This is a genomic window from Candidatus Saccharibacteria bacterium oral taxon 488 (genome assembly GCA_005697215.1).
In the GTDB taxonomy this organism is placed as follows: domain Bacteria; phylum Patescibacteriota; class Saccharimonadia; order Saccharimonadales; family Saccharimonadaceae; genus Nanosynbacter.
The window spans coordinates 704,501-722,344 of the sequence record CP040003.1 but is presented as its reverse complement, the minus strand read 5'-3'; the positions used below and the strand labels follow the sequence as shown (position 1 = coordinate 722,344).

The window sequence follows — 17,844 nt, the reverse complement described above, 5'->3', positions numbered from 1 at the left end:
TATAATTTGACTCAACTATGATTGACCAATTTATCCCCGAACATCACATCCAGAAGCATATCCTTGGCGTGTTGATGCATATGAAATATGCGCGATTTCGGGATATGCGGCCGCCAAAAGTCGATACTAATCTCTATACCTATCACTTAAATATATTGAAGAAGCGAGGATTCGTCATCAAGACGGATGATGGATACTGCCTCGGGCGGGAGGGGTTGTCGTACGTCGATAGAGTTAGTATTAAATCGCTCAAAGTTCGTACCCAACCAAAAATTATTACTATGATTGTCGTCCAAAATGCCAATGGCGATGTGCTGCTCCAGCGGCGCACCAAACAGCCGCATATCGATACCTGGACACTGCCGTACGGCAAGCTACATATTGATGATGAGTCGGTCTTGGCTGCCGCTCAGCGGGAGGCGCGCGAGAAATTGGCGGTGGATAAGCTGCCGCTAACCCATGCAGGTGATTGTTATATTCGTGTCCTTGTGGGGAAGGAAATATTATCATCAACGTTGGCGCACGTGTTTTATGGTGAGACTGATGAAGTCGTGGCGGGCAGAGAATTGGTGTGGGCCCGTCCGCATCGATTGGCCGATTATGACTTGGCGCCAGCGGTTGAGCAAATCGTAGCACGGACGTTCTTTCACGACCCGTTCTTTTTTGAGGAATTTGTGGCAGAATTAAATGAGGTAATTGAAAGGAGAGACTATGACAATTGATGAGTACGCCAAGAAAGCCATCGCGACACTGATTGGTACGCATGAGTATGGGGAGATTGATGCGCGACTGATGGCGCAAGTGCTTGGGCTGGTCGGCGAGTCAGGGGAGGTAGCTGAAAAGTTCAAAAAGCTGGTTCGCGACAAGCAGGGAATACTGACAGACGATGACCGTACAGAAATTCTCAAAGAATTAGGCGACGTGTTGTGGTATGTTAATGCAGTGGCGCACCTGCTCGGTTCTAGCCTCGAGGAAGTTGCCCAGATGAACAACCAAAAGCTCGCCAGCCGCCAAGCCCGCCAGCAGCTGCACGGGCGGGGTGATAATCGCTGATCATAGCACAACGCCAAGGGACAGTAGTTTATCGGTTATTCCCATAATGATCGTTTGCTCAGTTTGCGCTTGTGTTGCTTGGCGCACTACGAGGAGGGTATGCATGCCACAAGCCGCTGCTGCGTCGAGGTTATTTTGATGATTGTCAATAAACAGTACGTGCTCTGGATTATCAGATAGGTTTAATGCTGAGAGGGCAGATGTAAATGCACCCCGTTCAGGTTTGTGGTGACCAATCTGCCACGATAAAAGACATGGTCTAAAACCGTCATAAATACCTGCTTGCTGCAAGATAGCAGAGTGGCTCGGCATAGCATTGCTGAGGATACCGATCTGTAGTCCATGCGTCGTCAATGAACGTGCAAATGTGATGACATTTTGGAAGTATACTTGATGATCACGGAAGCCACGAGTTAGCCGATCGTATTGCTCTGGGGATGGATGATCACAACCTAGCCTCCGTAGAAACACGTTCTTGTCTATGAAACCACTTTCGTAGTCGTGCAAAGCTTTTGGCCATTGTTGGTCGAAATGTTCGGGGTTATGCAGGGCGTTTCTCAGGTCACTTTGGATGTCGTAGTCACTTACAAGTACACCACCAACATCAAAAAGGATTGCTGAAATTACTAAATCGTTCATGTCTGATATTGTAACATGTACTACTTTTTCTCTTTTTATTGAACTCCCATACGATATGCGCTATACTCAAGCATAAGGGTAATTATGCGCATTTCTGACAGTAGTATTGAGAAGATTTTGCGCCAGGGTGAGGTAATTTCTGAGTCACAGCTGGCCGAGTTAAAGATGGAGGCGGAACGTACGCACCATTCATTGCAGACGATTATCTTGGAGCACAAAATCCTGAGCGAGGTACAGCTCGGGCAAAAGATTGGTGAATATATCAATGTGCCGTTTGTGACCATTGAGCCAAAGGATATCCCTGATGACGTCCTCAAACGGATCCCCGAGCATATCGCCCGTCAGTACAATGTCGTATTGTTTGCAGCTGATGATAACGGCGTCTTGAGTCTGGCGATGGAAGATCCCGACGATGTGCAGGCGCTGAACTTCATCCAGAAAGAGATTGGCTACAACATCAAGGTGTTCCTGGCGACAAAAAATAACATTCTTGACTGCCTGGAGAATTATCGCGGTAATATTACCGATGAGCTGGATGAGGTGGTGTCAATCCAGAGCGGTGCTGAGTCAGACTCACAAAACGTCTCTGAGGAGGAGATCTCTGAAAATTCGCCGATCGCCCAGACGGTTAACTTGCTGCTCGAGTATGCTATTAAGTCGGGCGCTTCGGATATCCACATTGAGCCGCGTGAGGATTTCGTCCAGGTTCGTTACCGAATTGATGGTGTACTCAAGGAAGTAAATAAGTTGCCGCGCAATGTCCAAGGTGCGCTGGTTAGTCGTATCAAGATCTTGTCAAACCTAAAAATTGACGAACGCCGCGTGCCGCAAGATGGTCGCTTCAAGATCAAGGTCTCGGGTAAGCAATACGCGCTGCGTGTGTCGACGCTGCCGATCGCTGATGGCGAGAAAATCGTTATGCGTATTTTGGACGAGTCCAATCAGGCGGTTGCCCTCGATAGTCTCGGCTACTGGGGGTTGTCGCTGAGTACACTTAAAGACGCCATGGCGCAACCAAATGGTATGATCTTGGTGACCGGGCCAACTGGTTCGGGAAAGTCGACTAGCTTGTTTAGTGTGCTATCAGAGCTTAATACGCCAGATGTGAATATCTCAACCATTGAAGATCCGGTTGAATACAAGATCCCCGGGGTCAACCAAACCCAGACTAACTCGAAAGCCGGCATGACCTTCGCTTCAGGACTGCGCGCACTGCTCCGTCAAGACCCGAACATCATCATGGTTGGAGAGATTCGCGACGGCGAGACCGCCAACCTGGGCGTGCAGGCAGCGCTGACCGGGCACTTGGTGTTTTCAACCCTCCACACCAACAACGCAGCGACCTGTCTGCCGCGTCTATTGGATATGGGAATTGAGCCGTTCCTGATCGCTTCGACGGTCAAGGCGGTGATCGGCCAGCGCTTGGTGCGGCGATTGTGTATGCATTGTCGTCAGCAATATGTGCCGGACACCGGAGAGCTGGCCTACATCGTTCAGATGTTTAATCTCAAGCAGGGCTCGATGCAGCGACTGCATGCGCTGGAGCAGCAGGCGGCAGCTGACAAGATTGGCGGCAATACACCGCTCGGCTCGACTGACGTGACGATTCAATATTTATGGCGACCAAATCCCGAGGGCTGTGACGAGTGCGGCCATAATGGCTTCAAGGGGCGCGTCGGTATCTACGAGGTTCTCGGTATTTCGATTCCGATCCAAAAGATGATCACCGCCAATGCCACCAGTAATGAGATTCAGCAGCAGGCGATTACTGAAGGAATGGTGACAATGCAGACGGACGGTTTTGTCAAGTCGCTGCGTGGCGTGACAACGCTAGAGGAAGTTTTGAGAGCAACAAGGGAGCAATAAATGACAAAATTTAAATATATCGCAACTAAAAATAACAATCAGCCGATCAACGGCGAGCTAGAAGCCAGCAGTCGCGCCAGTGCTATCCAGCTCATTCAAGCTCAGGGTATGAGGTTGGTCGACCTCAAGGAGGCTGGTGACGAGAAGAAAGGTTTTCGCTTTGGGGGTGGCAAGAAGTCAGTGCCGACCGAGGAGTTGGTTGGTTTTACCAGGCAGCTTAGCACCATGGTGTCTGCCGGTGTGCCGATTCTCAGGTCGCTCAACTCAATGGCGCAGCACGCCGAGAGTCCACATTTTCGCGAGATTTTGAACGCAGTATCTAAGGAGATCGAGGGCGGTGCCTCGTTTGCTGATGCGCTGAGTAAGCACCCCGAGGCCTTCAGTGATGTGTATGTGAACATGGTGCGTGCTGGTGAAACGGGTGGTATTTTGGACGATATCTTGAAGCGCTTGGCTCTGCAACAGGAAAAGAATTCGTCAATGAAAAAGAAGATCAAGAGTGCTATGACCTATCCAATGGTGCTGATCGTCATCACCATCGGGGCGTTCTTTGGTTTGATGATTTTTGTCTTGCCAATGATTGGCAAGACGATTAAGGATCTGGCGGGCGAGGACGCAGAGCTGCCGGCGCTGACGCAGATACTGATGAGTATCAGCCAGTTTATGGTAAGTTTTTGGTATATTATTTTCCCGTTATTATTTGGCGGTGTGTACGTCCTTCTTCGCTACATCAAGTCGCCAAAAGGTAAAGTCAAGTTCCATCATTTCGTCCTGAAAGCGCCGATCATCAGCAAGATTATTCGCAAGGTGGCGGTGGCGCGGTTTACGCGTACCTTTTCGGCGCTGATTGGTGCGGGTGTGTCGGTACTCGAGGCGCTGGAAGTGACGGCCCGGGCAGTCGGTAACACGGTGTATCAAGATTCATTGCTTGACGCCGCCAAGCGCATTAAGAATGGCGAGGTTTTGTCGCGGATTATCAATGAGCGCGAAGATCTCTATCCACCAATCGTTGGCCAGATGCTGGCGGTCGGTGAAGAGACGGGCCAGACGGATAAGGTGCTGGTCAAGGTGGCGGATTTTTATGAGGAAGAAGTCGATGCGGCGATTAGCGGTTTGAGCTCGACGATTGAGCCGGTGATGATCGTCTTTATGGGCGGTATGGTCGGCTTGATCGCGGCGGCGGTGATGATGCCGATTACTGGATTAGCAAATCAAATTAAGGGATAGTTGGTTTTTCAAAATGCTTATGCTATACTTAACAAAAAGAAGAGATGTGGGCAAACGATAGTGGCAAATATTTTCTACAAGTCAAAGCCGATCATCGGGCTTGATATTAACAAGGCCGGCGTTCGGGTAATGTCAGTCGATATGGCGCGGATGACGGTGCACGGATACGGCGCAATTGAGCTGGATCCGGCGAAGGACGAGAGCGATGACCGGGCAGAGTATCTCTGCGGCAAGATTAATCAAATGTTTGAAAAGAATATTGTCGGGCGGCTCGGCAGTAACCGCGTGGTGCTGGGATTGCCGACGACCAAGACGTATGCGCGCACCTTTGCGCTGCCGATCAAGCAGGAGAATAAGATTGAAGAGGCGGTGAATCTCGAGGTCGAGCAGTACGTGCCGATGCCGCTTGATTCGCTCTACGTCGATCATCAGATTATCAAGCGCGGCAAAGAAAATTTATCAGTCTTGATGTGCGCGGTGCCGCAAAAGATCGTTGACGAGCAGCTAGCAATTGTTGAATCGTGTGGCATTGAAGTGGCGATGATTGAGCCGAGCATCAATGCGGTGGCGCGACTGCTTGAGCGCACCAAAGAGGGGTCGCTGCCGACAGTCATCGTTGACATCGGCCCGGCGACGACCGATATCGCTATTCTTGATGCGGCAATTCGCGTGACCGGTGGTCTAAACATTGGTGGCAATACATTGACGCTTGACATCGCGAAAAAATTGAACGTACCACTTGAGACGGCGCACCAATTCAAGGTGCTTAATGGCCTCAACACTGGTCCGCGCCAAGAAAAAATTACCGAGGCACTAAAGCCGAGCCTGCAGCGGATCATCGGTGAAATCCAGAAAGTTATTCGCTACTACACCGATCGCTTCCCGGATGAATCGCGCCTTGAACAGGTGCTAATCGTTGGTAGCGGCAGTAGCGTGCCGGGGCTTGGTGAGTACTTTACGGGCGAGCTGACCTTACCAGCACGAGTGGCCAGTCCGTGGCAGTCGCTGAACTTTAATAATTTAGCACCGCCGGCCAAACAGCTACGACCGCGGTTCATGACGGCAGCTGGTTTGTCGCTGGTGCGAGCGGAGGAGATTTGGCATGATTAATCTGTTACCGCCGAAAGTTAAACGCGAGATTGTCGCTGGCCGGTCAAATGTAATATTGTGGCGCTACTGCGTGGTGTCGTTGATTCTTGGCTTCTTACTCATCGTGGCGACAGCGGGTATCTACTTTATTATGGCGCACACTCGGACAACTGCTCGACAGACGATTGAGACGGGTAATCGTCGAGCGCTGCAATATCAAAAAGTTCAGCAGGATTATGAATCGTTCAGCGCGAACCTCAAGATTGCCAAGGCGATTCTCGATAAAGATGTGCGGTATTCAAAGGTAGCACTCAAGATCGCTCAGGCGATGCCGTCAGGAACAATTTTACAAACGTTGACGCTAGATAGCAAGAAGCTCGGCACGCCGATGACTATCAACGCACGCGGTAAAACGTATGGCGATGCGCTGCGGCTCAAGGACAGTTTTCAGCAGTCAAGCCTCTTTAAGGATGTTAATCTCGCCTCGGCGGTGGCCGAAAAAGAAAACAAGGACGGTTACCCGATTAATATTACAATTAATGTGACGATGGTGCCGGAGGTTGCGAAGCAATGAGTGAGAGAAAACGAGAAAAAATGACACCGGCGGTGACCATGCGGATCGTCTTTGCGCTATCGCTGGTACTGATCTTGGTCGGCATGGGAGGGGTCGTCTATTTTGGCTACACCATGCTGCAAGGTACTGCCGAGGAAGTTTCTAAAATTCAGACTGAGGCAAAAGCGGTTGATGCTAAAGTGCAGAATCTAGCGCGGCTGGAAAAAGAGATGGAGAAATATAAGGATAGTGTTGCCAAGGCGCAGCAGCTAGTGGCAGAAACGCAGCAGTATCAGTATCAGAACCAAATTATCAATGACCTCACGGCCTACGCCAATAAATCTGGTGTTGGCATCGCTGGGTTCACCTTCACATCAGGCTCGGCTGGAGCCAAGTCAAACTCGGGTTCATCAGGAACCTCGGGTACGAATAATAGCTCCGGTTCAAACAGCGCTGTTGGGCCAAAAAGCATGAAAGTGTCGGTCCGCCTCAACGAAAAAACAGATTATATGGCGCTGCTTCGGTTTATGCATTTGATTGAGCAGAACTTGACACGGATGCAGATCGCTAGTGTCAGCATGTCCAAGACCGAGGGGACAGGTCAAGTGAATACACAAACCTTGGAAGTGGAGGTATATGTTCGATGAAAAACTCACCTGATATTTCACAAATCGGTACGCTAGTATCGCGGTTTTTCCATCGCTACCACGTTATTCTCTATACGTTGACAGTGGTGGTTGGCGTATCGGTGGCAATTTTCCTGCTCTATAGCCTACTCGCCTCGTCAAATCCAAAAGAAGATACCATCCAACAACAGACGACGCGATTTGACCAGAAGACAATTGACCAGATCAACAGTTTCCGCACGCGCGATACCGCCAACGCCAATTTTAGTCTGCCGGCGGGGCGGACGAATCTGTTTGCCGAATAGCGTGGATATCGCTATAATGTGAGAAGTATGCTAATTTCTGCTGAACGATTTGATAACGCACCGGTGATGAGCCTGCAGACTGGCTCGGAACTGGCACGGACATCGCGGGCGGTGATCGACCCGCGTAGTTTATCGATCGTGGCGTATGAGCTGGAGGGGCCGACGCTTGATCAGTCACCGAGCTTACTACGGATCGCCGATGTGCGGGAAATTGGGCCGCTGGGTCTGATCATTGATTCGGCGGACGAGCTGATTATGCCGAGCGACGTCCTGAAGATCAAGGAAGTGTATGAATTTCAGTTCGCACTAGTCGGCAAGCACGTTATTGACGGGAAAAAACGTAAGGTCGGTAAGGTCATTGGCTATACGCTAGAGGCTGGTAATTTTGTTATTCAACAGCTTCGGGTACGGCGACCGCTACTCAAGAGTTTTGGCGATACTGAACTGCTGATTCATCGTTCGCAGATCGTTCGTGTGACTGACGAACATATCGTTGTCAAGACGCCAGAGATCCGCCACAAGGAGCCAGTCGTGCAGCCACAAGCAACGTTCGAAAATCCATTCCGAAAGGCGCACCCTGCGGCCGAAGCTGACGGCAGTGACAGCAAATGAACCAAATTATTACCAGCACCGCAGCGATGCAGCGGCTGGGTCAGGTGATTGGGCGCAGCCTCAAGGGTGGGGAAGTTATTGAGTTAATCGGGGACATCGGCGCTGGCAAGACGACGCTAACGAAAGGTGTTGCCAAGGGGCTCGACATTACTGAACCGGTGCAGAGCCCGACGTTTACTATTTCCCGTGTGTACCAGTCGCCGGGCGGCTTGACGCTGGCCCATTATGATTTTTATCGATTGGGCGAGGCGGGCATCATGGCAGAGGAAATTCGCGAGGTAACCATGCAACCGCAGACCGTGACAGTGGTTGAGTGGGCTGGTGCCGTCGAGCAGGTGCTGCCGGCCGATCGACTGACGGCGAGGATTCTAGCAATTAACGAGCAATCGCGGCGTGTCATACTGAGTGCTGGCGGGCCAACGAGCCAGACGCTCCTCGCGGCAATCAGCGCGGCGGACGAGGAGTTGGCGTGATTATTCTGCTTGATACATCAACGATGACGTGCCGTTTAACGATTGTTCAGGGCGATACCCGGCGAGAGGTGACTTGGGAAGCGGGTCGTGGTTTAGCCCGAGGGTTGCTACGATTTTTGGACGAGCAGGTCGGCGGCATTCACCACATCAGTGGTATCGGTATCATGCGTGGGCCGGGCAGCTTTACGGGACTGAGGATTGGTTGTGCGGTGGCAAACACGCTGGCGGAGGGACTCGGTGTTCCGATCGTTGGCAGTAGTGGTGATCACTGGCGAGATGACTGCTTGGAGCGGCTGAAGCGCGGCGAAAACGACACGATTATTCTCCCCGAATATGGCGGCGAAGCTCACATCACGGCACCGCGCAAATAGTGGTATTTTCATCCGCAATATCGTACAATAAAAGTAAGGCGGCTTTAGATTAGTGGCTTGGGCCGTTTTATTGCATCAGTTGAATATGGTCAGTCGTTGATACATTTCTCGGGGTGTATACCCGGGGCGATTGGTCAGAAAAGAAAGGAAATCATATGGTAGGAATAGTTATTGGCGGCCTGGTTGGCGCGGCACTTGGCGTGGGCGGTTTTTACGCCTATCAGCGAACAAGGCAAGCTAATGGCAAGTCGCAAATTGAGCGTGACATTGCCGAGGCAAAGAGTAAGGCCAGCGACATTGTCCTGAAAGCTAAGGACGAAGCCTTAAAAATCGAAAATGAGCGCCGCCGCGAGTGGCAAAAGACTGAGAATCGGTTGGCGGATCGCGAGCAGACGCTGGATCGGAAATTGGACGAACTAGATAAGCGGGCGGAGAAGCTGCGCACGCACGAAGATGAGGTTGACAATCTCAAGGAAGAGATTCGCACTATTCGCACGCGCCAGCAGGAGAAGCTCGAGAAGATTGCCGGCCTAAAGAAAAAGGATGCTGCCGACAAGCTCATGCAAATGACCGAGCGCGATATCAAGAACGACCTAGTTGGCTTGGTGTCGAAATTACAACACGAGGCTATGGATGATGCCGAAGAGCGGGCGCAGATGATCTTGCTCACGGCGATGGAGCGGATGAGCAGCGAGGTAACGGCTGAGCGAACAGTTACGGCCGTCAAGCTGACTGATGATGAGATGAAAGGTCGGATTATCGGTAAGGAAGGCCGCAACATTCAGGCACTGCAGCGCGAGACTGGTGTCGATATTTTGGTGGATGACACGCCAGGTATGATTGTGCTCTCAAGCTTTGATCCAATTCGCCGGCAGGTGGCTCGCTTGAGCCTCGAGATGCTGATGAAAGATGGCCGTATCCATCCAGCGCGCATCGAAGAAGTCGTCGCCAAGGCAAAAAAGCAGATCGATAAAGAAGTCAAGCAGGCCGGCGAGGACGCCATGCGCGAAACTGGCGTTGTCGGCGTCCCGAAGGAAATGCAGCGACTGCTAGGTGAGCTGAAATTCCGAACGAGTTACGGGCAGAACGTATTGAAGCATTCGACCGAGATGGCTCAGATGGCTGGAATGATCGCTGAGGAGGTTGGGGCTGATGTGCGCATCACGAAAATTGCGACATTGCTACATGACGTTGGCAAGGCGGTAACGCATAAGATCGAGGGTAAGCATCACCACATCGGTGCCGAGCTAGCGCGCAAATACGGCATGGACGAGCGGATTGTTCATGCTATCGAAGCGCATCACGATGATATCGAGGCGACGACACCAGAGGCACTGATCGTGCGAGTGTGCGACGCTGCCAGCGCTGCTCGGCCAGGAGCGCGCAATATTTCGGCTGAGAACTTTGCTGAGCGGATGCGCGATCTAGAAAATGTAGCAACCAGCTTTGCCGGCGTTGATAAGGCCTATGCGATATCGGCTGGGCGTGAAGTGCGGGTGATTGTCCGGTCAGAGGACATTGATGATCTAAGCGCATTCAAACTGTCGCGCGATATCGCCACCAAGATTGAATCGACCATGCAGTACCCAGGCACCATCAAGGTTAACGTTATCCGCGAAACACGGGCGATCGAGTACGCAAAATGATAAAAAGTGGTTGGTTACCGTATGAGGAATGGCAGAAGGCGCAGGACACTCGGATCGCCAGCGCCGCACTACTGATCGAAAATTCAGCGGGCGAGCTGCTCACAGTCAAGGCGTATTACAAGACGCATTGGAGTCTGCCTGGTGGTATGGTTGACGCTGGCGAAACGCCGCTACAGGCAGCACTTCGCGAAACCCAGGAAGAGGTCGGGCTGGTCGTTACCGAGGATGAGGTTTCATTTTTTGCGGTAGCCTCACGCTCCAGCGACAAAGGACTGGCGCATCAATATATCTTTCGGGTGGTTCTGGATGATGCGCGACTGGAACGAATTGTCTTGCAGCAATCAGAAATTGATGCCTATCAGTTCCTGAGCCGCGACGCAGTGCTGGCAAGCAATGAAGGATTCGCGTGGTCAATACCACATTGGGCTCATCATCGGCCAGGCGGCTATGTCGAGACGCAAATCATCGACAGCGATGACAAACGTCAAGAGGCGGTTACGCAATTCGTGGGATTTGGCTCGAAGGAAAAATAAACGGAGGAGGAAGATGGGAATATTAGTGATTAGTCGACACGGTGAAAGTGAATGGAATCTGCTCGGCAAGTGGACGGGCTGGACTGACGTGGAACTTACGGAAAAGGGGCGAGCTGATACGGTGCGGTTGGGCGCACTACTGAAGGATATCAAGCTCGACGAGGCGTATACGTCGGCGCTTAAGCGGACGCACCAAACGCTGAAAGCATTGCTTGAGGGGCGCGGCAAGGGCAGTTTACCGACGACACAGACGGCCGAGCTGAACGAGCGTGATTATGGTGATCTGACCGGTAAAAATAAGTGGGAAGTCAAGGCTGAGATCGGCGAGGAGGCGTTCAATGGTATCCGGCGCGGTTGGGATTATCCAGTGCCAGGCGGTGAAACGCTCAAAGATGTTTATGCGCGGGTCGTACCATACTTTGAGCGAGAGATTTTACCGAAACTACAGGCAGGTGAGAACATTCTATTGGTGGCGCATGGTAATTCTATCCGCGCGCTGATGAAACATCTCGACCACGTGCCAGAAGCAGACATGGCCCATGTGGAAATGCCGTTTGGCCAGCTATTGGTATACACCTTTGGGCCGACGTCTGATCTACCGACGAATAAAGACGTATTGTCGGTGGAGATTGAGGCGGTGAACGCGTAGCTGATTGCGTTACTCATGCGGCAACCGATTGGCGTAACGCCTGATGTCCGATCGCTGTTTTTACGTACGTTTTATATTCTTCAATTTTATCGTCTGGGCCCGTGTGCTTGCCCTCAACGTCGCTCAGTTTAACTGTCGGCACACCATCAACCGCCGTGGCTTTCATGACGAAATTATTCGCCTTAACCCCGAGGTCATTTGTCAGTGTTGTGCCCCAGCCAAATGTCACCTTGATACGATCCTTGAAATAATCAGCCAGTTTGATAATTGTCTCGATATCCAGTCCATCGCTAAAGACGATCGTCTTTTCGTGCGGATCAATACCATGTTGTTCATAAAATGCAATCACCGTATCACCAAACTGCATCGGGTCGCCAGAGTCATGACGCAGAGCCTGCCATGAAGTCATTTGCTCCGGTGTGAAGTCAGCGAAAAAGAACTCTGTCGTAAATGTGTCGGTTAGGGCGGTTGATAAACCTTCGCCATACAGCTGCCGCCAGTCTTGGAGTACCTGATAGTGGCCATCTAACGGATTGTCGCCGGCCTTGTCGGCTAGTGCTGCGTAAACCATCGGTAATTCATGTGCGAATGTACCAATTGGCTGCAAGCCAAGCTCATGTGCCAAATAAATATTTGAAGTGCCAACGAAATTATCAGGCAGTTCACGTGCGACGCGCTCAATGACATGCTTTTGCCAGTCGTAGCTAAACCGTCGTCGCGTGCCGAAGTCCGAGAACTTGATGTCTGGGCGATTTTTTAACATATCAATTTTCTCGCTTAAGCGCCGATCTCCTTCGGCATATAGTTCTTTTAGCGAACTACCTTCATGGGCAAGTTTATTCTGGAAATATAATTCGTTCAGCTCGCTCATGACCACTGTTTCCCAAAATGTAACCAGTGGCCATTTGCCTGTAGTACTAACCGCTAAATCACCGCGCTCATCATAACCAATGTCAACAGGCGGTAGGGGATTGTCATGTAAAAAGTCAAGGTATTCTGGCGTGAATTGTGCTGTGCCGTCTTGATTTTGTAGGCTGGCGAGATAGGCGATCTCATCAGGTTGCCAACCGTTTGCTACGTTACTGAGCCGGTCGCGTAATTCTTCTGCGCTTACAAATTCTGATAGCAGGGTAGAGGCGCGATTCTTCAAGGTGAAGGTGACCTCGGCGTCAGGATGCTTGTCATACTCCAGCTGCCCCATGGTCGCTTTATAATAATCTAGTCCCTGTGATAATTTAGGTTCACGGTTCATTGAACACTCCTTTTGATTATCATCTTAGCTTCGTCGGTTGAAACCGCCAGGACGCGGGCCTCTTTCATGGCGGCTAAGGCCTCTTCTTCGTCAGTTGGTGTGAGTCCGACGGCACGGATAGCCTCTCGCAGTAGATGGATGGAAACTCGCGCATCGTCTCGGAAGTGGTTGGCAATATTCAGAGCAGTCGCTTTGACGCAAAAGTCAGTTGCGAGTCCGCCGAGAAATACTTTAACCTTCTCGTGAGGTGTTCGTGGTGTGATGATAGTCTCTAGCGTCTCGCCTGTGTCACTTTGACCCTCCCAACCAGAATACCCGTCAGTTTGACCCATGCCTTTATTGATAATAATATCATTGGGCTGCACGTCAAGCTTATCATGAAAGCTAGCGCCAGTTGTGCCAGCGACACAATGAACTGGCCACTGGCCGCCAAAGTTGGTAAAATGTGGTGTTTTAGCGGGGTGCCAGTCGCGAGTAAAAACCACTTGTCCATCATGGTGCCGCACCGTCTCGGCGATGGTATTGAGCGGGGCAACGACCTGCTCACCCTTGGTAACTGCCAGGCTGCCGTCGATGAAATCATGCTGCACATCAACGGCAACAAGTACATTTCGAGTTGATTTTACTGTTTCCATAGATTACCTCCTTACTTAATGTATAAATTACACTTACTATATAGTCTAGCAACTAGTTATTGTGTAGTCAACACTAATTGGTAAAATAATATAAAAAATTGATACCCTATCCCGCCCCCGGCTTGGTGATATTAGCTAATCAAAGCTCCGCGATAACGTCTCGAGATTCTGGGAATTAAATTCGTATAGTTTTGCTGGACGGTGTGCGCCGTCACGCCACAGCTCGTTGGTTTCATGAATGAGGTTGAGGCTGAGGAATTTTTTGCGAAAATTACGCTTGTCAAATTCACGATCAAAGATAATTTCATAGGCGTTCTGCAGTTGGGTCAGGGTAAAACGCCGCTTCAGAAATGCCGACACAGCATTCGTATATGTTAGCTTGGCGATCAGCCGCTCTCTAGCGTATTCAATAATACTGGCGTGATCATAAGCCAGCGGCGGTAGATTGTGTACATCAAAAAATGTCGCGTGTGATTTCGTCTCATCTAGCGTGATAGCGCGTCCACACCCGAGGTACGTCACTGATACAGCATGTCCTCGTGGGTCACGGTCAACTGTGTCAAAGGTGTAGAGTTGCTCAATGTAGCTCAAGTCACTCTCGACATCCACGCCTGTTTTTTGGGTAACAATACGTCTCAGCGCGGCTATCGTCGTCTCACCTTTGGCGTTGTATCCGCCGGGTAGCGCCCATTCACCCTTGAACGGCTCACTGGGGCGCTTTAGGAGCAGGACTTCTAATACACCGCTGCTAATTTGAAATATCACTGCGTCGACGGTTAGTGTAGGTGGAACGTATGGTTTCGTGTATTTCATACAATATATCTTACCCTGAAGTAGCTAGTTTGCCAAGGTAGATTTACTGCCTACTCCTATATGCTACCGGTAGGTTTCGTTTGTGTTGAGTCTTGTCGTAGCGTTCTTCTATCTTCTCAGCAATCTTGGGGTCAACTTCTTTGCCCTCGAGATAATCATCAATATCATCATATCTTAGGCCCAGTTCTACTTCATCAGGTTGGGCCGGGCGATCATCTAATAAATCAGCAGTCGGCACTTTGTGAAGGAGGTGTTCGGGAACGTGTAATGCATTCAGCATGGCCCAGCCTTGACGTTTAGTTAGGCCAGATAGGGGCATGATGTCGGCAGCGCCATCGCCAAACTTGGTGAAAAATCCCGTGACTGATTCGGCGGCATGATCAGTGCCAACTACCAATAACCCGCAGGCACCAGCAATAGCATATTGTGCCATCATACGGGTACGAGCCTTGATGTTGCCTTTGTCGAAATCACTAATTACTTGACCATCGGTGCATAGGTCTGCAACAAGTGCGTCGACGCTAGGTTGTATATCAATGTCATGTTCTATGACGCTCGATTCGCCATAAGACTTAATAGTCTCAACAGCTAGCTCAGCATCCACGCGGTCATATTGATCACCGTAGGGCAGCAGCATAGTGTGGAGGCAGCAGTCTTGGCCGCTTTGGCGTCTCAGCTTGATGGCGCGCTGTGCTAAAATTCCTGCGAGCAGTGAGTCCTGACCGCCAGAAACCCCCAACACAAAACCCTTAAGACCAGTTTGCCCCAGATAGTCAGCTAGGAATTTACTACGCTTCTCAATCTCTTTAATTGGTTGGATGGTGGGTTCGACACCGAGGGCGGCGATAATCTCTTGTTGCTTGGCTCGCATATATAACTCCTTTATTATTTCTGCAGGCAGCCTGGGGCTGTACATAGAGTGTAACATAGTTAGTGTTTATTCAACAATAAGCCACAAAAAGTATGTGAATACATCAATTATTTGTTAAGCTAATTCTTGTGAATAGAGACACTATACCGTACAATGTGCGTATGATAGAGCAAAAGGAAACGATTGAAGTTAAGTCACTCGCCCGGCCTTATTTGGTTAAGCGGGGCGTTTGCCAGTTTCTGTTAAGGCTGTCATCTCCCTTAACGGTCAGATTCCGCTCTTGCGAAATGAGCGTAACGAATGGGAGCTGCCGGGAGGAAAATTAGATCTTGGGGAAAGTCCAACAGTGTGCGTACAACGTGAAGTTCATGAAGAATTGAACATTGATATATCAGTTGGGATGAATGTTCACAATTGGGTGTATACAATTTTCCGTATCATCACGTTTTTGTGGTCACATATTTTGCGAAAGCGGTCGAGAGCGCAACGCCGCACTTTAGTCATGAACATAAAGAGTTGGCGCTTGTTTCTCCGGATAGGGTCAATGGCCTCAACATGCCCGAGGGATATAAGGTTGCCATTGGTCGGGCTTTGGAGCTTGGTTTGTTCAAGCAAAAATAGTGTCTGCGCTCCAACGTGCATGAGGGACGTATCGGTCTGTGTGGATGAGTTCGTCGACGCGATCTCGCTCTTCGAGGACGAAGGTGCAGACTTTTAGCAAATCTTGATACTTTTCTTCTAGTAGATCATACTCACTTTTTGACATTCTCTTGGTAGTGCGCTCCTCGTATGCCAAAGTCATCGCTTTGATGGCTCCAAGCTGCTCGATTAAATGAAAATACAAATCATTCCAAGCATCTCTCCGTTCTTCCATCTCTTTGCGAGTTGTTTCCGATTGCTTTAGCCCTGGAAGCAATTCCGCCGGGAAAGGGTACCGATAGAGCGAGTCATCGAGATTGATATACGGGTATTGAATATCCTCTTCTGGCGAATTTGAATCTTGCCCAACCGTATTATTAGCTGGATTTTTAACCCTCCCGAGTAGGGCACATTTCACCGCCTCAGGGGAAAGCTCGGACATCTGCCTGCGCTTTTCCTTCCTGCGCCCAAGCAGGCTACCCATTGCTCGTGCCGCCCAACGTACTAGTCTTAGTGCTTGATTTTGCTGTGCCTCGCAGTTCAACGGTGATCTCTCTGGTTCCTGGGCTTGTTCCATCCCTCTCATCTTGTTTACTATTAAACAAAATGGGGGGTAACTTGTCAATGTTAATCAATAATCCCCAAAGCAATCGTCATCACACCAAGTACCACGTGGCTTATCGTTACGCCGATGAGGTTTGATGAGCGCTGGTACGCTCGGTACCAGAAAAGGCCAACGATGCCCATGATAACAACAGTGAGTATGTCGCCGTAGATGATATGTACGTAACCGAAAAGGGCGGCTGCTACGCCAAGCTCCAACACCCGGTGTAGCCGTAGTTCTTGCAGCATACGGCTGAGGATGCCGCGAAATAACAGTTCTTGCGCCGGGCACGAGATGAGAACATAAAATACATAAAACCCTATTCCTTCGGTTGGTGAGAATCGAGGCTTTTCGAGGAGTAGAAACAGCCCGGCTGCGATAATGAGGGCTATGGTTATCGGTAGCACGGTTCTGAGTGAATAGATGGTACGTTGCTGTGTGATACCGATGTCACTATGCGTATAGCCGAGAATTCGCATCACTATGTACATCGCTACTACACCGACGACGAGTGCCGCGAACTTCATACTCCAGGGGATAACGCCGATACAAATGAGGATGGGCAACATGAGATATACGCAGACAATGGCATAGAGATATATCATTTGTCGGCGGTGAGTAGTGAGGGTAGTGTGATTAGTATTGGGCATAATTATGAGAGAGTACAGTTATATATTAACTGAAATCGCTAATTATTGCTGTATTTAATGTGTAATATGTGATAGAATGAAGCGGAGTGAGTATCGAGATTAGCTTCTCGGGGTGTGGCGCAGTTGGCTAGCGCGCGCGGTTTGGGACCGTGAGGTCGAAGGTTCGAGTCCTTTCACCCCGACCACAACACTCATCTTGTTCGAACACGCGCCCTCGGAGTTCCGCTCCGGGGGTGTTTTCAGTCTGTCGTGGCTATGATACACGCCCGTTCCTGTAATTTTACGCTATTAACCAGCCTCTGATATAATCAAATAGTGACTATAATGGAAGGAGTGTAAGAATGAATGGAGGTCGTGAGCAGATTTCTAAAAACCCCAATTTTGAGTGGCCTGTCCCGACGGATGAATCACGCGCTGAACTCACTGAATTGGGCATTTCTGAAGAAGAGCAAGGTCAGCGGCTGAGCCGTGAGGCGGCAGGGGAAGCCTTAAGCAGGGCTGCAGTTGGGGGTCAGAAAATAACTGTATGTGAGCATAGAGAGCGCCAAGCGACTGTTCGAGAAATATTACAGACTAACGGTGGAAGCATGTGTTGGTCAGATCTTATAGGCGTAATGACCAAGCCTCCCCACAGCTTTTTTGAAGGAGAAGCTGTTATGGCACTCATTGATGATCCTAAAGGTTTTGAGGTTGATCATTTTAACCTCATCGTCTCCATTAGCGACCGCTAGACCGCAC

22 protein-coding genes and 1 tRNA gene are annotated in these 17,844 nt (G+C 50.2%); 17 read left to right on the top strand and 6 right to left on the bottom strand.

All coding sequences use genetic code 11. From position 1 onward, the window contains the following. Positions 1–17: 17 nt before the first annotated feature. A complete protein-coding gene (locus FBF24_03840; protein QCT40995.1) occupies positions 18–722 on the top strand; it encodes an NUDIX hydrolase in 705 nt (234 codons plus the stop codon). After that, positions 712–1,053 (top strand): hypothetical protein, encoded by a 342-nt coding sequence (locus FBF24_03835; GenBank protein ID QCT40994.1) that lies wholly within the window; start codon positions 712–714, stop codon positions 1,051–1,053. Before FBF24_03840 ends, FBF24_03835 begins: the two co-directional genes overlap by 11 nt. Here the strand turns inward: FBF24_03835 and FBF24_03830 are convergent, their stop codons facing one another. Next, positions 1,054–1,692: a hypothetical protein gene (locus FBF24_03830; protein QCT40993.1), complete on the bottom strand. Its 639-nt coding sequence runs from the start codon at positions 1,690–1,692 to the stop codon at positions 1,054–1,056. Positions 1,693–1,776: 84 nt separating this feature from the next. Here FBF24_03830 and FBF24_03825 point away from each other — a divergent pair, with 84 nt between their 5' ends. The 12 genes from FBF24_03825 (at position 1,777) to FBF24_03770 (ending at position 11,642) form a co-directional block, all read left to right on the top strand. Then, positions 1,777–3,558 carry a type II/IV secretion system protein gene (locus FBF24_03825; protein QCT40992.1) on the top strand — a complete coding sequence of 594 codons (1,782 nt, stop codon included), beginning with the start codon at positions 1,777–1,779 and terminating at the stop codon, positions 3,556–3,558. After that, positions 3,559–4,785, top strand: a complete 1,227-nt coding sequence (locus tag FBF24_03820) for a type II secretion system F family protein (protein QCT40991.1) — start codon at positions 3,559–3,561, stop codon at positions 4,783–4,785. It abuts the gene before it with no gap. Positions 4,786–4,845: 60 nt separating this feature from the next. Beyond that, positions 4,846–5,895, top strand: a complete 1,050-nt coding sequence (locus FBF24_03815; GenBank protein QCT40990.1) for a pilus assembly protein PilM — start codon at positions 4,846–4,848, stop codon at positions 5,893–5,895. Further along, the gene (locus FBF24_03810; GenBank protein ID QCT40989.1) at positions 5,888–6,448 is read left to right on the top strand and encodes a hypothetical protein; all 561 of its coding nucleotides are present in this window, start codon (positions 5,888–5,890) and stop codon (positions 6,446–6,448) included. Before FBF24_03815 ends, FBF24_03810 begins: the two co-directional genes overlap by 8 nt. Further along, positions 6,445–7,074 carry a hypothetical protein gene (locus FBF24_03805; protein ID QCT40988.1) on the top strand — a complete coding sequence of 210 codons (630 nt, stop codon included), beginning with the start codon at positions 6,445–6,447 and terminating at the stop codon, positions 7,072–7,074. Before FBF24_03810 ends, FBF24_03805 begins: the two co-directional genes overlap by 4 nt. Next, on the top strand, positions 7,071–7,358 hold the full coding sequence (locus FBF24_03800; protein ID QCT40987.1) for a hypothetical protein: 288 nt from the start codon (positions 7,071–7,073) through the stop codon (positions 7,356–7,358). The genes FBF24_03805 and FBF24_03800 overlap by 4 nt, the downstream gene beginning before the upstream one ends. A 27-nt stretch (positions 7,359–7,385) precedes the next feature. Then, positions 7,386–7,970: a hypothetical protein gene (locus tag FBF24_03795; GenBank protein QCT40986.1), complete on the top strand. Its 585-nt coding sequence runs from the start codon at positions 7,386–7,388 to the stop codon at positions 7,968–7,970. Beyond that, positions 7,967–8,443 carry a tRNA (adenosine(37)-N6)-threonylcarbamoyltransferase complex ATPase subunit type 1 TsaE gene (tsaE, locus tag FBF24_03790; protein QCT40985.1) on the top strand — a complete coding sequence of 159 codons (477 nt, stop codon included), beginning with the start codon at positions 7,967–7,969 and terminating at the stop codon, positions 8,441–8,443. The genes FBF24_03795 and tsaE overlap by 4 nt, the downstream gene beginning before the upstream one ends. Continuing rightward, positions 8,440–8,814 carry a hypothetical protein gene (locus FBF24_03785; protein QCT40984.1) on the top strand — a complete coding sequence of 125 codons (375 nt, stop codon included), beginning with the start codon at positions 8,440–8,442 and terminating at the stop codon, positions 8,812–8,814. The genes tsaE and FBF24_03785 overlap by 4 nt, the downstream gene beginning before the upstream one ends. Before the next feature lie 155 nt (positions 8,815–8,969). Next, entirely contained in the window at positions 8,970–10,460 is a 1,491-nt protein-coding gene (gene rny, locus FBF24_03780; GenBank protein QCT40983.1) for a ribonuclease Y, read from the top strand. Then, entirely contained in the window at positions 10,457–10,993 is a 537-nt protein-coding gene (locus tag FBF24_03775; GenBank protein QCT40982.1) for an NUDIX hydrolase, read from the top strand. The genes rny and FBF24_03775 overlap by 4 nt, the downstream gene beginning before the upstream one ends. Next, on the top strand, positions 10,854–11,642 hold the full coding sequence (locus tag FBF24_03770) for a 2,3-diphosphoglycerate-dependent phosphoglycerate mutase (protein ID QCT40981.1): 789 nt from the start codon (positions 10,854–10,856) through the stop codon (positions 11,640–11,642). Before FBF24_03775 ends, FBF24_03770 begins: the two co-directional genes overlap by 140 nt. A 13-nt stretch (positions 11,643–11,655) precedes the next feature. Here FBF24_03770 and pncB read toward each other — a convergent pair whose 3' ends face one another. The 4 genes from pncB to nadE all read right to left on the bottom strand — a co-directional run bounded on the left by pncB (position 11,656) and on the right by nadE (position 15,213). Further along, on the bottom strand, positions 11,656–12,894 hold the full coding sequence (gene pncB, locus FBF24_03765) for a nicotinate phosphoribosyltransferase (GenBank protein ID QCT40980.1): 1,239 nt from the start codon (positions 12,892–12,894) through the stop codon (positions 11,656–11,658). Further along, on the bottom strand, positions 12,891–13,529 hold the full coding sequence (locus FBF24_03760; GenBank protein ID QCT40979.1) for an isochorismatase family protein: 639 nt from the start codon (positions 13,527–13,529) through the stop codon (positions 12,891–12,893). The genes pncB and FBF24_03760 overlap by 4 nt, the downstream gene beginning before the upstream one ends. A 135-nt stretch (positions 13,530–13,664) precedes the next feature. Next, positions 13,665–14,342: an NUDIX hydrolase gene (locus FBF24_03755; GenBank protein QCT40978.1), complete on the bottom strand. Its 678-nt coding sequence runs from the start codon at positions 14,340–14,342 to the stop codon at positions 13,665–13,667. A 43-nt stretch (positions 14,343–14,385) separates the two neighbouring features. Continuing rightward, entirely contained in the window at positions 14,386–15,213 is an 828-nt protein-coding gene (gene nadE / locus FBF24_03750) for an ammonia-dependent NAD(+) synthetase (protein ID QCT40977.1), read from the bottom strand. Positions 15,214–15,442: 229 nt separating this feature from the next. Here nadE and FBF24_03745 point away from each other — a divergent pair, with 229 nt between their 5' ends. Next, positions 15,443–15,931 (top strand): NUDIX hydrolase, encoded by a 489-nt coding sequence (locus tag FBF24_03745; protein ID QCT40976.1) that lies wholly within the window; start codon positions 15,443–15,445, stop codon positions 15,929–15,931. A 548-nt stretch (positions 15,932–16,479) separates the two neighbouring features. On the opposite strand, the gene FBF24_03740 is transcribed toward FBF24_03745, so the two are convergent. Next, complete coding sequence (locus FBF24_03740; protein QCT40975.1) at positions 16,480–17,106, bottom strand: CPBP family intramembrane metalloprotease; 627 nt, start codon at positions 17,104–17,106, stop codon at positions 16,480–16,482. A gap of 108 nt (positions 17,107–17,214) precedes the next feature. Here FBF24_03740 and FBF24_03735 point away from each other — a divergent pair. Next, positions 17,215–17,291 (top strand) — tRNA-Pro (locus FBF24_03735). Positions 17,292–17,447: 156 nt separating this feature from the next. After that, a complete protein-coding gene (locus tag FBF24_03730; protein QCT40974.1) occupies positions 17,448–17,837 on the top strand; it encodes a hypothetical protein in 390 nt (129 codons plus the stop codon). Positions 17,838–17,844 lie beyond the last annotated feature (7 nt).

What these genes read in the sequence shown, in the direction of transcription:
- FBF24_03840 (QCT40995.1), top strand. Translation starts at nt 18, where the DNA reads ATGATTGACCAATTTATCCCCGAACATCACATCCAGAAGCATATCCTT.
- FBF24_03835 (QCT40994.1), top strand. Translation starts at nt 712, where the DNA reads ATGACAATTGATGAGTACGCCAAGAAAGCCATCGCGACACTGATTGGT.
- FBF24_03830 (QCT40993.1), bottom strand. Translation starts at nt 1,692, where the DNA reads ATGAACGATTTAGTAATTTCAGCAATCCTTTTTGATGTTGGTGGTGTA.
- FBF24_03825 (QCT40992.1), top strand. Translation starts at nt 1,777, where the DNA reads ATGCGCATTTCTGACAGTAGTATTGAGAAGATTTTGCGCCAGGGTGAG.
- FBF24_03820 (QCT40991.1), top strand. Translation starts at nt 3,559, where the DNA reads ATGACAAAATTTAAATATATCGCAACTAAAAATAACAATCAGCCGATC.
- FBF24_03810 (QCT40989.1), top strand. Translation starts at nt 5,888, where the DNA reads ATGATTAATCTGTTACCGCCGAAAGTTAAACGCGAGATTGTCGCTGGC.
- FBF24_03805 (QCT40988.1), top strand. Translation starts at nt 6,445, where the DNA reads ATGAGTGAGAGAAAACGAGAAAAAATGACACCGGCGGTGACCATGCGG.
- FBF24_03800 (QCT40987.1), top strand. Translation starts at nt 7,071, where the DNA reads ATGAAAAACTCACCTGATATTTCACAAATCGGTACGCTAGTATCGCGG.
- FBF24_03795 (QCT40986.1), top strand. Translation starts at nt 7,386, where the DNA reads ATGCTAATTTCTGCTGAACGATTTGATAACGCACCGGTGATGAGCCTG.
- tsaE (QCT40985.1), top strand. Translation starts at nt 7,967, where the DNA reads ATGAACCAAATTATTACCAGCACCGCAGCGATGCAGCGGCTGGGTCAG.
- rny (QCT40983.1), top strand. Translation starts at nt 8,970, where the DNA reads ATGGTAGGAATAGTTATTGGCGGCCTGGTTGGCGCGGCACTTGGCGTG.
- FBF24_03775 (QCT40982.1), top strand. Translation starts at nt 10,457, where the DNA reads ATGATAAAAAGTGGTTGGTTACCGTATGAGGAATGGCAGAAGGCGCAG.
- FBF24_03770 (QCT40981.1), top strand. Translation starts at nt 10,854, where the DNA reads ATGAAGGATTCGCGTGGTCAATACCACATTGGGCTCATCATCGGCCAG.
- pncB (QCT40980.1), bottom strand. Translation starts at nt 12,894, where the DNA reads ATGAACCGTGAACCTAAATTATCACAGGGACTAGATTATTATAAAGCG.
- FBF24_03760 (QCT40979.1), bottom strand. Translation starts at nt 13,529, where the DNA reads ATGGAAACAGTAAAATCAACTCGAAATGTACTTGTTGCCGTTGATGTG.
- FBF24_03755 (QCT40978.1), bottom strand. Translation starts at nt 14,342, where the DNA reads ATGAAATACACGAAACCATACGTTCCACCTACACTAACCGTCGACGCA.
- nadE (QCT40977.1), bottom strand. Translation starts at nt 15,213, where the DNA reads ATGCGAGCCAAGCAACAAGAGATTATCGCCGCCCTCGGTGTCGAACCC.
- FBF24_03740 (QCT40975.1), bottom strand. Translation starts at nt 17,106, where the DNA reads ATGCCCAATACTAATCACACTACCCTCACTACTCACCGCCGACAAATG.
- FBF24_03730 (QCT40974.1), top strand. Translation starts at nt 17,448, where the DNA reads ATGAATGGAGGTCGTGAGCAGATTTCTAAAAACCCCAATTTTGAGTGG.